The sequence below is a fragment of the Pseudomonas sp. AL 58 genome, assembly GCF_036348395.1.
Classification (GTDB): domain Bacteria; phylum Pseudomonadota; class Gammaproteobacteria; order Pseudomonadales; family Pseudomonadaceae; genus Aquipseudomonas; species Aquipseudomonas defluvii.
Genome location: NZ_JAZBQR010000003.1, coordinates 168,252 through 182,212, shown reverse-complemented (window position 1 = coordinate 182,212; position 13,961 = coordinate 168,252). Strand labels below are relative to the sequence as shown.

Genomic DNA, 13,961 nt, shown 5'->3' with positions numbered 1-13,961 from the left:
AACGAGGTGCCCTGTCACGGCATGACTGGCCGCCGAGGATAGCCTAACGGGGCGGCAACTTCTCCAGGCGCTCGAGAATATCCAGCACCACCATGCGCGGCGGCCGTTCGTCGGTTTCGACGACCAGATCGGCGATCTCCCGGTACAGCGGATCGCGCAGCTCCAGCAAGGCACGCAAGGTCGCAGCAGGATCGGCGGTACGCAACAACGGTCGATTGCGGTCACGCGCGGTGCGCCCGACTTGCTGTTCAACCGAGGCATGCAGGTAAACCACTCGCCCACCGGCATGCAATGCCCGGCGATTGGCTTCACGCATCACGGCACCACCGCCGGTTGCAAGCACAACGCCATCGGCCTCGCACAGCTCGGCGATCATCGCCTGCTCACGATCACGAAATCCCGGCTCGCCTTCCTTGTCGAAGATCCATGGGATATTGGCGCCCGTACGCAGCTCGATTTCCTTATCGGAATCCTTGAACGGCAGACGCAGCTCTTTGGCAAGCAGACGGCCAATGGTGCTTTTGCCAGCACCCATCGGCCCAACAAGTATCAAATTTCGCACAGAATCAACGACTCACAGCAATCGCCTGGTCACTCATGATACGCGGAGTCAGGAAGACCAGCAGCTCAGATTTTTTTTCTTGTACGACATCGCGCTTAAACAGCCGCCCAACATACGGCACATCGCCCAAAAATGGCACCTTATCCACCACTTTACTTTGCACCGTCGAATACACCCCGCCAATCACGATGGTCTCCCCATCACCCACCTGAACCTTGGCGTTGACCTCATTCTTCCGTATCGGCGGCACCTGAGCCTGGGCATTGAGGTAATCAGGCTCATCCTTGGTCACCTTGACGGCCATCACCACACGGTTGTCCGCCATGATCTGCGGCGTCACTTCAAGTGACAGGGACGCCTCGCGAAAGGTGATCGAGGTGGTGCCATTGGCGCCCGACTCCTGATAAGGCACCTCGGTCCCCTTGAGGATCCGTGCAGTTTCTCGGTCAGCAGTCACCACCTTGGGCTGCGAGATGATCTCCCCGTTACCGGATTTTTCCATCGCAGTGAGCTCAAGGTCCAGCAATTGGCTGTCACGAACCAGCCCCAAGCCGATGCCCGAGCTCGCCCGTTCCGCCCCAAGGTCGACAAAAGGCCGCCCCACCTCACCCGGCCCGTAGAGCGCCACGCCAGCGCCCAGGCTCAACTCGCCACCCCAGCGAATGCCAAAACTTTTCTCGTAGTCGACATTGGCCTCAACGATCCTTGCCTCGATCAGCACCTGACGCACAGGCACGTCCAGTTGCGCGACGAGCTGGCGCAACGCGTCAAGGCGCGCCGAAGTCTGGCTCGCGAGAATCGTGTTGGTGCGTTCATCAATCACGATCGCACCGCGCTCAGCGCCTGCTGCATCCCCTGTGAACAAGCCCAGGTAGAGCTCAGCGATATCTGCCGCCCTGGCATGCGTGACCTGCAACACCTCACGCTGCAATGTCGCCAGCCCCGCCAATTCTTCCAGCGGTGCCACCATCAGCACATTACCGTCCAGACGCCTGCCAAGCCCCTTGCTGCGTAACACCAGGTCCAACGCGTGATCCCAAGGCACGTCCTGCAAGCGCAGGGTGACAGTGCCCTGCACCGCATCGCTGGTTACCAGATTCAGCTCGGTGAAATCGGCCAGCACCTGCAACACCGAACGCACCTCGACATCCTGAAAGTTCAGCGACAATGGCTCTCCAACATAAGGACCTGTCGATACAGCCGCGCGCAGATCTGTGTCTGCCATGACTAAAAACAACACCCCAAACACCCAACACCGCTTGCTCATCCATGACCTCCAGTGTCAGCGACCGTCTCCTCGGTCTGCCTGCTTCAACACAAGGGTTCGGGGTCGCTCAAGCCAGCCCCTGCCCTCAATGAACACTTGCTCGACAAGCTCCACTTGATGCTCGCTGATGGCCACGACGCGTCCGTGATCAGGCCCCAAGCGATCCTCCAACTGAATACGGTGTATCGAACCCGCCCCTCTTAACAGAGCCACTCTCCCCTGTCGGCCGCGCAGGCTGCCGACCATTTCAAACTGCTCAAGCGCAAGCCGCTCAAGCAGCGTGCGCGACTCAAGTGGCTCAACGGCAGCAAACGGATCATGTGGCAGTGGCGCTGAAGCGTCGGCGAGCACCGGCAACGTGGCAGGTTCCAGCGCCTGAGACTGATCGCCAGCACGATAGGTACTGGCAAGCAGGCGCAGCTGCAGTTGCCCCGGTGCCTTCGCCTCCGCCGGGGCCAGTTGCAACGACGTCAAGGTGACGATACGGGACAGCCCGGCCAGACCGGCGAGCAAGGCCGTCAGTTGTGGATAAGCGCCTATGGCGTTCAATTCCAGCGGCTGTTCGACAAAATAGGCATGAGGCACCTCATCAAGCAGCTTGAACTGCTCGACCCAAAGCCCGTCGCCCAGCCGCGCGACATCCTCCAGCAACCGTGCAGCATCGCCCTGCTGCAACCGCTGCCTTGCAGACTCAAGACGGTGCTGCAAGGCATCGATCTGCTGGTGATAGCCCTCCGAAAGCGCGGCCTGCACCGACTTTTCGGCAATTTCGCCCCTGAGCGCTACCTCTCGGCCCATGGAGCGCTCAAGATCCAGCAGCCCGTCACGTACCTGAACCCCGTAGCCTAACCCTGTCACGGCAGCCAAGGAGGCTGCCAGCAGCGCGGCCTTCGCCCGCCAGGACCAACTGCCCAGCACGCCCCACTCCAAACCGGCAAGCATTGCCAGCCGGCTCATGGCGCAGGCTCCGAATCAGCCAACTGCACGCCCACCAGCAGTTGAAAGGCCACCCCCGTTCCGCTCGACTGCACATCCTGCAGCTCAGGCCTCTGCAAGCCCGGTACGGTGCCAAGGTTACGCAGGAAGCGGGCAACCGCTGCACTTGAAGGGGCCAACCCCGAGACGTTCAACTGCGCAGCCTCAAAGAGCAATCCGGTAAGCTGTACACCCTGCGGCACGGCGTAAACCAAACGTTCAAGCACGTCGAATCCCTGGCCCTCCTGCAGCACCTCAACGTCCTGTAACTGCTCCAGCAAGGCATCACGTTGCTCTGCCAGATCGGACAGGCGGGCGATCAACTCATCAAGCTGCTCACTGTCTTGTTGCAACCCTGCATTGCGCGCCTCCTGTCCGCTTAGCCGCCGCTCGACTGCACGATCCACCAGGTACACGCCTGCGCCTCCCAGCACGAGCGTTGCAACCAGCATTGCCTGCAACTGCTTGCCCCGTGCCTGGCGCCTGGCCTCGCGCCACGGCAGCAGGTTGACCCGCCGCATCAGTCAAAGCTCCTGCGCGCAAGGCCGCTGGCAATCGCCAGGCAAGGCGCCGCTGCACGCAATGCGCCATCCCGCACACCGAGCATGCCGTCAAAGGGGTCAAGCACCGAGCAGGCAATACCCAACCTCGGCTGCAACTGCTCGGCAAGCGCCGCAGTGGCACCAGTACCCGCCAACAGCAACTGCTCCGGCATTGATCCGCGGCCACGCTCCAGGCTATCCAGCAACCAGTGGTCGAGCGCACGCACAATGGACTCCAACTGCAGGGCCGCATCCCCGCCCCGTAATTCGTCCCGACGGTGTTCACCGGCCTCGCGCAGGTGATGAAAGACAAGATGGTCTGTCTCGACCACTAGCACCGCAGACACCTCACCTGACGCCCGACAGGCAACCCGCCGCAAGGCATGGCTGTCGATATCGACAACCTGTGGGCACAGGCCAGCCAGCGCCAGGACCTCCTCGATCACCTCCAGCGCATCCCAGCGGCATACCGCCACCGCCACATCGAGCGCGCCCGGCGCCTGCGCATTGACACCCATCACTTGAAAGTCGATGGCTGCGTCATCGAGCGGGTAAGGGATGCTGCCTGCAAGCTCGTCAGACAAACGGTCAGCCATTTCGGCCTCACCGAGCCCACGCGGCAACGTCACCTCACAACACATGACCGCCGATGCCGGCAGCGACAGTGCGGCATCAACCGCTGTAGCGCCACTGCGCCTGAATGCCTGGGCCAACGCCGCTGCGATCAGGTCAAGCGCCACCATGCGCCCATCGATCACCGCCCCAGCAGCCAGTGGCTCAATCGCCCAGGCGCGCACCGCACAACCGCCCCCACGACGCTCCAGTTGCACCAGGCGTACGGCAGTAGCGACAATTTCAATACCCAAAAGTGAACCGGCATCCTTGCCGAAACGTCCAAACATTGGCTTTCCCTATTTTTATAGTCACCATTCACCGCGCAGCGCTTGCGCCAGCGGCAATCGAGCACCTTGACAAGGGCTCGCGTAACGCGCCGAGGTGAAATTTGCTTATAATGCCCAGCGTTTTTTGACGTCTGCCGGGCCTGTGCTCAACTCACTCCTCTACCTGGACACCCCAAAGCCTTGATACGCCTGCTGAAGTTCTTCTGGTGGTCTTTCGTCGCAGTCATTTGTGCGCTCGTACTCGGTCTGAGCGGCGCGTTTCTGTATCTTAGCCCCAGCTTGCCCTCGGTAGAGGCCCTCAGAAGCATCCAGTTGCAGATCCCCCTGCGGGTCTACAGCAGTGACGGCAAGCTCATCGCCGAGTTTGGCGAAATGCGTCGTTCACCCATCCGTTTTGCCGACATTCCGCCGCATTTCATCCAGGCATTGCTGGCTGCCGAAGACGACAACTTCGCCAATCACTACGGGGTCGACCCGAGCAGCCTGATGCGCGCTGCAACACAATTGATCAAGTCGGGCCACATCCAGAGTGGCGGCAGCACCATCACCATGCAGGTGGCGAAGAACTTCTTCCTGAGCAGCGAGCGCAGCTTCTCGCGCAAGACCAACGAAATTCTCCTGGCCCTGCAGATCGAGCGCGAACTGACCAAAGATGAAATCCTTGAGCTGTACGTGAACAAGATCTACCTGGGTAACCGCGCCTACGGCATTGAAGCCGCAGCCCAGGTTTACTACGGCAAATCGATTCGTGACGTAAGCCTGGCGCAAATGGCGATGATCGCCGGCCTGCCCAAGGCGCCCTCGCGCTTCAACCCGCTGGCCAATCCGGTACGCGCCAAAGAGCGCCGCGACTGGATCCTCGGCCGTATGTACAAGCTTGGCAAAATCGACGAAGCCAGCTACCTGAGCGCGTTGGCTGAGCCGATCAACGCCAGCTACCACGTACCGACCCCCGAAGTGAACGCGCCCTACATCGCCGAGATGGCCCGCGCCGAGATGGTTGGCCGCTACGGCAGCGACGCCTACACAGAAGGTTTCCGGGTGACGGTTACCGTCCCTAGCGACCTCCAGGAAATGGCCAACAATGCCGTACTGGAAGGGCTGCTCGCCTATGACCAACGTCACGGCTACCGCGGACCGGAATCGCGCCTGCCCGGTAAAACCCGAGCGGCATGGCTGCAGGAACTGAACAAGCAACGACCACTGGGAGGCCTGGAGCCGGCCATCGTGACCCAGGTTGACAAGAGCGGCCTGCATGTCCTGACCCGCACCGGTGAAGAGCTTCCGGTTGCCTGGGACAGCATGAAATGGGCCCGCCCATTCCTCAGCACCAACAGCCAGGGCCGCAGCCCACAACAACCTGCAGATGTTGCCCAGATCGGCGACCTGATCCGGGTGCAACGCCTGAGCAGCGGCATCCTGAAGTTCAGCCAGGTACCCACAGCGCAGAGCGCACTGGTCTCGCTCGACCCCCACAGCGGCGCTATCCGCGCACTGGTCGGCGGGTTCTCCTTCGAGCAGAGCAACTACAACCGCGCCATGCAAGCCAAGCGTCAGCCAGGCTCAAGCTTCAAGCCATTCATCTACAGTGCTGCACTGGATAACGGCTACACCGCCGCCAGCCTGGTCAACGATGCCCCTATCGTGTTTGTCGACGAGTACCTGGACAAGGTCTGGCGCCCGAAGAACGACACCAACACCTTCCTTGGCCCGATCCGCCTGCGTGAGGCACTGTACAAGTCGCGCAACATGGTTTCGATCCGCCTGCTGCAGAGCATGGGCGTCGACACCACGATCGACTACATCACCAAGTTTGGCTTCAACAAACAGGACCTGCCACGCAACCTGTCGCTGGCCCTGGGCACGGCAACCCTGACCCCGATGGAGATCGCCACCGGCTGGAGCACCTTTGCCAACGGCGGCTACAAGATCGCCCCGTACCTGATCGAGCGCATCGAGAGCCGTAACGGCGAAACACTGTTCACTGCCAACCCGGCGCGCGTGCCGCAAGGTAATGAAGACCAGAACGGCATTGCCGCCCCCGAAGCCGGGCCAATCAGCGTCGATACCGCCAACCCTACGACCATGGTGCAAGCGCCAGTGATCGCGCCACGTATAATCGATGGCCGCACCGCGTACATCCTTACCAGCATGCTGGAAGACGTGATCAAGCGTGGCACCGGGCGCAGGGCGATGGTTCTGGGGCGAACCGACCTAGCCGGCAAGACAGGCACCACCAACGAAGCCAAGGATGCCTGGTTCTCTGGCTACAACGCCGACTACACCACCACGGTGTGGACGGGCTTCGACCAGCCCGAGACCCTCGGCCATCGCGAGTATGGCGGCACGGTAGCCCTGCCGATCTGGATCAACTTCATGGGCGCAGCGCTGAAGGACAAACCTGCGCACAGCCTGGCAGAGCCGGAGGGCATCCTCAGCCTGCGAATTGACCCGGCCAGTGGTCGTGCAGCGACACCTAGCACGCCAAACGCCTACTTTGAACTGTTCAAGGCTGAAGACTCACCGCCGTCAGTCAACGAACTGGGCAACAGCAACCTGCCGGGCAGCCCGCTGCCCGCAGATGAAGCGGCTCCGATCGACCTGTTCTGACGCCATAGCAACCGTACTCCTACACCGCAGGAGTACGGCTCTTGCAGGCGACGGCGTCATCGTTGGGGTACAAGCCCTATCGCGGCGCCTGCATCGCAGGCAAGCCTGATCCTACAGAGATGCACTGTTCTGCGCGGATTCCTGTGGGAGTTGGCTTGCCAACGATGCAGGCGCCGTGGCCTCGCTGGCACCGCGCCGATGCCATCGCAGGCAAGCCTGCCCCTACAGGTGCGGGATGCAGGCTTGCCCGCGATGGCTTCTACGGCGCACAAAAAAAGCCCCGGTGCTCACGCGCCGGGGCTTTTTGCTGGAGCGCTACAACGGCTTAGCCGTTGAACACGTCATCCACGCTTTTCAGCGGGTAGTTCTTCGGATACGGCAGGGTTGCTACACCAGTCTCGATCGCAGCCTTGGCCACAGCATCGGAGATCACGGTGATCAGGCGAGCATCCATTGGCTTCGGAATGATGTACTCACGACCGAACTCCAGCGCGATACCGCCGTAGGCGTCGCACACTTCCTTCGGCACTGGCAGCTTGGCCAGCTCACGCAGGGCGTTGGCAGCAGCGATCTTCATCTCTTCGTTGATGCGCTTGGCGCGAACGTCCAGGGCACCACGGAAGATGAACGGGAAGCCCAGTACGTTGTTGACCTGGTTCGGGTAGTCCGAACGGCCGGTGGCCATGATCACATCGTTACGGGTGGCGTGAGCCAGTTCCGGCGAGATCTCTGGATCCGGGTTGGAGCAGGCGAACACGATCGGGTTGGCCGCCATGCGCTTGAGGTCTTCAGCGCTCAGCAGGTTCGGGCCGGACAGGCCTACGAACACGTCAGCGCCTTCCAGCGCTTCGGACAGGGTGCGCTTCTCGGTAGCGTGAGCGAACACCGCCTTGTACTGGTTCAGGTCGTCACGGCCAGCGTGGATAACGCCAGTACGGTCAACCATGAAGATGTTTTCGATCTGCGCACCCATGCTCACCAGCAGCTTCATGCAGGAGATGGCAGCAGCGCCGGCGCCCAGGCAGACGATTTTCGCCTCGCCCAAGGTTTTGCCAGCGATTTCCAGGGCGTTGATCATGCCCGCAGCGGTCACGATCGCAGTACCGTGCTGGTCATCGTGGAATACCGGGATGTCGCACTGCTCGATCAGAGCACGTTCGATCTCAAAGCACTCTGGCGCCTTGATGTCTTCCAGGTTGATACCACCGAAGGTGATGGAGATACGCTTGACGGTGTCGATGAACGCCTGTGGGCTTTCCGAGTCGACTTCGATGTCGAACACATCGATACCGGCGAAACGCTTGAACAGAACACCCTTGCCTTCCATGACAGGCTTGGAAGCCAGAGGGCCCAGGTTACCCAGGCCGAGGATGGCAGTGCCGTCGGAAATGACTGCTACCAGATTGCCCTTGCCGGTGTACTTGTAGGCCAGCTCTGGATCGCGAGCGATTTCACGTACCGGCTCGGCGACGCCCGGGCTGTAGGCCAGGGCCAGGTCGCGAGCAGTCGCAGTAGGCTTGGTGAGCTCGACGCTCAGTTTCCCCGGACGAGGCTGAGCATGGTATTCGAGAGCGGCAGTTTTCAAATCTGACATGATGGGCATTCCGCTTTTACTGTTCTGACGAGCCGCCGAGGATACGCAAAGAGCAAGGGGCCGACAAGACTGCCCGGTCACTAGTGTCAAGGCCTTTAACCTACGACTTTCCGCCAAGAGCCGCGTCCTGCAAGGCTTTCAGTGTGTACAATTTATTTTAAAAATGTCCACAATTTTTACTTAATCAACCCGCTCGAGCATGCTTGGGTCAGTCAGCGGCAGCAACCAACGCGCCTGCCCCGATTTCAGCCCGCCTTTGCGGGAACGATCCAGCACCCAACCCCGTGCTTCGACCTGACGCCCCTTGAGCCCCTCAAAAAAGGACGATGGGAAGTCACCCTGCAAGCGTGGGCTGACCTGAAGCACCAACCCTTCGTCGATTTCGGTCCAGACGCCGCCGCGGTTACGCTCAATGCCCCGAACCCGGCCAGTAATCAGCGCAAAGCCCGACTGTTCGATCTGCCCGGCAGTACGCACTGCAGGTGCGCGCCAAAGCCCGAGCCCTGCCTTGCGAGCCACTCGCTCGGCGTCCTGCTGGCACGCTACCAGCGCCACGTTAGGCGCCACTGCCACGCGATAGCCCAGGCCTTCAGCCAACAACTGCGCCTCAATATTGTCGCCATTGCGTGTGTAGATATGTGCAAGTGTACGCCCATACTTGTCGCGACCTTGCACGCCGGGCTGCAGGCCAATACGCCCGCCACTGGCCTTGACCAACGCTTGCAGGCGTTGCCGGGCAGCGTCGGCAAACGGTTCACTGCTGCGGCCTTTGCGACCGATTTCCGGGGCATTTACCCCAATCAGGCGCACGCTGCGCCCATCCTCCAGACGCACGGTATCGCCATCGACCACCTGCGTGACGCTAACCGACTGTACGCTGGCCGGGGCAGGACAGAACGCCAAGGCGACGCCCTGCCAAATCGCGCCCATAAAAAAGGCGCCCACGAGGGACGCCTTCTTCAGCAGCATTGACAGGCCCACAGGGGCTAGCCTTGCGCGCAATCTTACTTCTTGGCACCGAACATGCCGAAGCGATCGGCGAACTTCTGTACGCGGCCGCCAGTGTCCAGTACTTTTTGCTTACCGGTGTAGAACGGGTGGCACAGCGAGCACACGTCGAGGCTCAGTGGCTTGCACAGAGTCGAACGGGTTTCGATGACAGCGCCGCAGCTGCAGGTGGCAGTAACGGCTTCGTATGTTGGATGAATTTCTGGCTTCATGGTCACTTCCTCGACTGCGTGCCGCCATCCAACACCATTGTTGAATACCGCACGTAATTAGGCGGCGAATAATACCAGAGCCGACGGTCGACGCAAGTTGTCGCTTGCACCGGCGGTCGTCTGCTAGGCTCGGCGGTTCAGGAATCCCCCTTCAGAGAAATTACCGCGTGTCCGACGTCATTCTGCGCCTTGCTCTGCCCTCGCCCCTGCGGCGACTGTTCGACTACAGGGCCCCAGCGAGCATGGCCCGCGTCGAACTGACACCCGGCATGCGCATTCGGGTGCCATTCGGTCGGCGCGAAATGATCGGCATCCTGGTGGAGGTCTGCGACCACAGTGACGTCCCAGCCGACAAGCTCAAGCCCGCCATCGCGCTGCTCGATCCGGTCTCTCCACTGCCGCCAGCCTTCTTCAAGCTGTGCCTGTGGACCGCGCAGTACTACCAGCACAGCCTGGGCGACACCTTCAGCTGGGCGCTGCCGGTGTTTCTGCGCCAGGGTGAACCGGCCGAAGCGCGGCAGGAGCGCTTCTGGCAGATTGCACCTGGCGCACGCCTGGACGACCCGCGCATTGCCCGGGCACCACGCCAACGTGAAGCATTGTCGACCCTGGCCCAGCACCCGCACGGCGTCGCCCACGGCCTGCTCGGCAAACTGGGCCTGAACAAAGACAGCCTTGACCTGCTGCTGAGCAAAGAACTGGTGCAGGTTGAAGTACGCCGCCATGCGCCGCAACAGCGCCATGAGCATTGGCTGGCGCAACCGGAACTGCCGCTCAACGAGGAACAGCACGCCGCCTTCAACGCCGTGCGAGCCGGTTTCGACAGCTTCCACGCCTTCCTCCTTGCTGGTGTCACCGGCAGCGGCAAGACCGAGGTTTACCTGCAACTGATCCGTGAAGCCCTGGAAGCCGGCAAACAGGCGCTGATTCTGATCCCCGAGATCAACCTTGGCCCACAGACCCTGGCCCGCTTCGAGCAGCGCTTCAATGCCCGCATCGCCTTATTGCACTCCGCGGTCAACGATCGCGAACGCCTGGATGCCTGGCTGGCGGCCCGCGATGGCGAGGCCGACATCATCATCGGCACCCGTTCAGCCCTGTTCACCCCCATGAAGAACCCGGGGCTGATCATCATTGATGAAGAGCATGACGGCTCCTATAAACAGCAAGAAGGCCTGCGTTACCACGCACGCGACCTGGCACTGGTACGCGCTCGCCAGGAAAACATCCCGATCGTGCTGGGCTCCGCCACGCCATCGCTGGAAAGCCTGCACAATGCCTACACGGGTCGCTACGGCCTGCTGCGCCTGAACCACCGCGCCGGAGGTGCCCAGGCACCGCGTTTTCTGCGTCTGGACGTCAAGAGTCGCCCACTGGACAGCGGCATCAGCGGCCCGATGCAACAAGCCATCGGCCAGACACTCGCAGCGGGGCAGCAGGTACTGGTGTTCCTCAACCGCCGAGGCTTTGCCCCGACATTGCTCTGCCATGATTGCGGCTGGATGTCCGAGTGCCCGCGCTGCGATGCGCGGATGACCGTTCACCAGCGCTCCGGCGAGTTGCGCTGCCACCATTGCGGCTATGACGAGCGCGTGCCACGCCAGTGCCCACAATGCAACAAGGTCGACCTGCGCCCGGTCGGCGCCGGCACCGAGCGCGCCGAAGAACGCCTGAGCATCCTGTTCCCGGACTACCCGGTGCTACGCGTCGACCGCGACAGCACCTCGCGCAAGGATGCGATGAACCAGTTGTTTGCCACCATCCAGCGCGGTCAGCCGTGCATTCTGGTCGGCACCCAGATGCTGGCCAAGGGTCACCACTTCCCGAGGGTCACGCTGGTTGCCATTCTCGATGCCGATGGTGGACTGTTTTCCGGCGATTTCCGCGCCAGCGAGCGCATGGCCCAGTTGATCGTTCAAGTTGCGGGCCGCGCAGGGCGCGCAGAAGAGCCCGGCAGAGTCATTATCCAGACTCACCTGGCCGACCATCCACTGCTGGTGCAACTGACCGAACAAGGCTACTTCGCCTTTGCCGAGCAGGCCCTGAGCGAGCGCCGTGCAGCTGGCCTGCCACCCTTCGCACACCTTGCCCTACTGCGCGCCGAAGCCCACAAGCCGGGGCAGGCCGAGGGCTTTCTCGATGAAGCCTGCGCCGCCGCCGAACAACTGCTGGCCGAGCACAACCTGCATGGCATCGAGCTGCTCGGGCCAGTACCTGCGCCAATGGAGCGTCGGGCCGGTCGTTACCGCGCACAGTTGCTGCTGCAGGCCAACGCACGCGCGCCGCTGCATCGGCTGATCAATGCCTGGCTGCTATTGTTGGAACACATGCCCAGCGGGCGGCAGGTACGCTGGTCGCTGGATGTGGACCCGGTCGACCTCTACTGACCCATCCGGCCTCATCGTCAACGAGGCCGGTTTGAGTACGTATTGCAGAGGATCGAACGCAAGACAGCCCCAAAGGTTGGCAAGCTCGTGCCAGCAACGGATAATGTTCAGTTTTTCCACCTGCGCATCCAAGCGCCGCCGCGCTTGCGGTCGAAAGAGAATCCCATGAAAGACACCATTCGCCAGCTGATCCAGCAAGCCCTCACCCAACTCGTCACCGACGGTGTGCTGCCTGAAGGGCTTACGCCGGCGATCCAGGTGGAAAACGCCCGGGACAAGACCCACGGCGACTTCGCCAGCAATATCGCGATGATGCTGGCCAAGCCGGCCGGCATGAAGCCACGCGACCTAGCCGAAAAAATCATCGCGGCCCTGCCCGCCGATGCCCAGGTCAGCAAAGTGGAAATCGCCGGCCCCGGCTTCCTGAACTTCTTCCAGAATACCCAGGCCCTGGCGTCACGCCTCGACGCCGCGCTGGCCGACAGCAAACTTGGCGTACAGAAAGCCGGCCCACAACAGAAAGTGGTCGTTGACCTGTCGGCACCCAACCTGGCCAAAGAGATGCACGTTGGCCACCTGCGCTCGACCATCATCGGCGATGCCGTCGCCCGCGTACTCGAGTTCCTCGGCGACAACGTGATCCGGCAGAACCACGTCGGCGACTGGGGCACCCAGTTCGGCATGCTGATGGCCTATCTGGAAGAAAACCCGATCACCAGCGACGAGCTGTCGGACCTGGAAAACTTCTACCGCGCCGCGAAAAAGCGCTTCGACGAGTCCGAAGCCTTCGCCGACCGCGCGCGCGGCCTGGTGGTCAAGCTGCAAGCCGGTGATGCCGAATGCCTGAAGCTGTGGACCCGCTTCAAGGACATCTCGCTGTCGCACTGCCAGAAGACCTACGAGCAGCTCAACGTCAAACTGACCATGGCTGACGTCATGGGCGAAAGCGCCTACAACGACGACCTGATCAACGTGGTCAACGACCTCAAGGCCAAGGGCCTGCTGGTCGAAAGCAACGGTGCCCAGTGCGTATTCCTCGAAGAGTACAAGACCGCCGACGGCGACCCACTGCCGGTGATCGTGCAGAAGGCCGATGGCGGCTACCTGTACGCGACCACTGACCTGGCAGCCGTGCGCTACCGCAGCAACGTCCTCAAGGCCGACCGCGCCCTGTATTTCGTTGACCAGCGCCAGGCACTGCACTTCCAGCAGGTGTTCGAAGTCGCCCGCCGCGCTGGCTTCGTCGGTAACGACATGATCATGGAGCACATGGGCTTCGGCACCATGAACGGCGCCGATGGCCGCCCGTTCAAGACCCGCGACGGCGGCACGGTCAAGCTGATCGACCTGCTCACCGAAGCCAAGGAACGTGCGTACACCCTGGTCAAGGAAAAGAACCCGCAACTGGCGGAAGATGAACTGCGCGCCATCGCCCAGGTTGTCGGTATCGACGCGGTGAAATACGCCGACCTGTCCAAGCACCGCACCAGCGACTACAGCTTCAACTTCGACCTGATGCTCAACTTCGAAGGCAACACCGCGCCGTACCTGCTGTACGCCTACACCCGCGTGGCGGGCGTATTCCGCAAGCTGGGCAAGGACTTCAGCGAAGTTGACGGCCATATCACCCTGCAAGCCGCCCAGGAACACGACCTCGCGGCACGCTTGGCGCAATTCGGCGAAACCCTGAACAACGTTGCTGAAAAAGGTACGCCGCACGTGCTTTGCAGCTACCTGTACGACGTCGCCGGCCTGTTCTCCAGCTTCTATGAGAACTGCCCGATCCTGGCCGCCGAAACGGCCGAACAGCAACAGAGCCGCCTGCGCCTGGCCGCACTGACCGGTCGCACCCTCAAGCAGGGCCTGGAACTGCTGGGCCTGGAAACCCTGGAGCGCATGTAA

At 61.7% G+C, this 13,961-nt stretch carries 11 protein-coding genes; 3 read left to right on the top strand and 8 right to left on the bottom strand.

The genetic code is table 11. The features are described 5' to 3' along the window. Positions 1-43 precede the first annotated feature (43 nt). Genes aroK through pilM form a run of 5 tightly spaced genes read right to left on the bottom strand, consistent with a single transcriptional unit; the run spans position 44 to position 4,248 of the window. Entirely contained in the window at positions 44-562 is a 519-nt protein-coding gene (gene aroK / locus UIA24_RS03900) for a shikimate kinase AroK (RefSeq protein ID WP_065758209.1), read from the bottom strand. A gap of 4 nt (positions 563-566) precedes the next feature. Further along, positions 567-1,787 carry a type IV pilus secretin PilQ gene (locus tag UIA24_RS03895; RefSeq protein WP_330522228.1) on the bottom strand — a complete coding sequence of 407 codons (1,221 nt, stop codon included), beginning with the start codon at positions 1,785-1,787 and terminating at the stop codon, positions 567-569. Between the two features lie 57 nt (positions 1,788-1,844). Next, complete coding sequence (locus UIA24_RS03890; protein ID WP_330522227.1) at positions 1,845-2,786, bottom strand: pilus assembly protein PilP; 942 nt, start codon at positions 2,784-2,786, stop codon at positions 1,845-1,847. Continuing rightward, positions 2,783-3,325, bottom strand: coding sequence for a PilN domain-containing protein (locus UIA24_RS03885; RefSeq protein ID WP_330522226.1), 543 nt, complete (start codon positions 3,323-3,325; stop codon positions 2,783-2,785). Before UIA24_RS03885 ends, UIA24_RS03890 begins: the two co-directional genes overlap by 4 nt. Beyond that, positions 3,325-4,248 carry a pilus assembly protein PilM gene (pilM, locus tag UIA24_RS03880; protein ID WP_330522225.1) on the bottom strand — a complete coding sequence of 308 codons (924 nt, stop codon included), beginning with the start codon at positions 4,246-4,248 and terminating at the stop codon, positions 3,325-3,327. Before pilM ends, UIA24_RS03885 begins: the two co-directional genes overlap by 1 nt. A 183-nt stretch (positions 4,249-4,431) precedes the next feature. Between pilM and UIA24_RS03875 the strand changes: the two genes are divergently transcribed. After that, complete coding sequence (locus tag UIA24_RS03875; protein WP_176717395.1) at positions 4,432-6,858, top strand: penicillin-binding protein 1A; 2,427 nt, start codon at positions 4,432-4,434, stop codon at positions 6,856-6,858. A 325-nt stretch (positions 6,859-7,183) separates the two neighbouring features. Here UIA24_RS03875 and UIA24_RS03870 read toward each other — a convergent pair whose 3' ends face one another. The 3 genes from UIA24_RS03870 to rpmE all read right to left on the bottom strand — a co-directional run bounded on the left by UIA24_RS03870 (position 7,184) and on the right by rpmE (position 9,672). Beyond that, positions 7,184-8,452, bottom strand: coding sequence for a malic enzyme-like NAD(P)-binding protein (locus UIA24_RS03870; RefSeq protein ID WP_065758203.1), 1,269 nt, complete (start codon positions 8,450-8,452; stop codon positions 7,184-7,186). Between the two features lie 180 nt (positions 8,453-8,632). Beyond that, a complete protein-coding gene (locus UIA24_RS03865; RefSeq protein WP_330522224.1) occupies positions 8,633-9,421 on the bottom strand; it encodes a thermonuclease family protein in 789 nt (262 codons plus the stop codon). A 35-nt stretch (positions 9,422-9,456) separates the two neighbouring features. Next, on the bottom strand, positions 9,457-9,672 hold the full coding sequence (gene rpmE / locus UIA24_RS03860; protein ID WP_065758202.1) for a 50S ribosomal protein L31: 216 nt from the start codon (positions 9,670-9,672) through the stop codon (positions 9,457-9,459). A gap of 167 nt (positions 9,673-9,839) precedes the next feature. Between rpmE and UIA24_RS03855 the strand changes: the two genes are divergently transcribed. After that, positions 9,840-12,059, top strand: a complete 2,220-nt coding sequence (locus UIA24_RS03855) for a primosomal protein N' (protein WP_102053218.1) — start codon at positions 9,840-9,842, stop codon at positions 12,057-12,059. Positions 12,060-12,224: 165 nt separating this feature from the next. Beyond that, a complete protein-coding gene (argS, locus tag UIA24_RS03850) occupies positions 12,225-13,961 on the top strand; it encodes an arginine--tRNA ligase (RefSeq protein WP_065758200.1) in 1,737 nt (578 codons plus the stop codon).

What these genes read in the sequence shown, in the direction of transcription:
- UIA24_RS03885 (WP_330522226.1), bottom strand. Translation starts at nt 3,325, where the DNA reads ATGCGGCGGGTCAACCTGCTGCCGTGGCGCGAGGCCAGGCGCCAGGCA.
- pilM (WP_330522225.1), bottom strand. Translation starts at nt 4,248, where the DNA reads ATGTTTGGACGTTTCGGCAAGGATGCCGGTTCACTTTTGGGTATTGAA.
- UIA24_RS03865 (WP_330522224.1), bottom strand. Translation starts at nt 9,421, where the DNA reads ATGCTGCTGAAGAAGGCGTCCCTCGTGGGCGCCTTTTTTATGGGCGCG.
- UIA24_RS03870 (WP_065758203.1), bottom strand. Translation starts at nt 8,452, where the DNA reads ATGTCAGATTTGAAAACTGCCGCTCTCGAATACCATGCTCAGCCTCGT.
- UIA24_RS03890 (WP_330522227.1), bottom strand. Translation starts at nt 2,786, where the DNA reads ATGAGCCGGCTGGCAATGCTTGCCGGTTTGGAGTGGGGCGTGCTGGGC.
- UIA24_RS03895 (WP_330522228.1), bottom strand. Translation starts at nt 1,787, where the DNA reads ATGGCAGACACAGATCTGCGCGCGGCTGTATCGACAGGTCCTTATGTT.
- rpmE (WP_065758202.1), bottom strand. Translation starts at nt 9,672, where the DNA reads ATGAAGCCAGAAATTCATCCAACATACGAAGCCGTTACTGCCACCTGC.
- argS (WP_065758200.1), top strand. Translation starts at nt 12,225, where the DNA reads ATGAAAGACACCATTCGCCAGCTGATCCAGCAAGCCCTCACCCAACTC.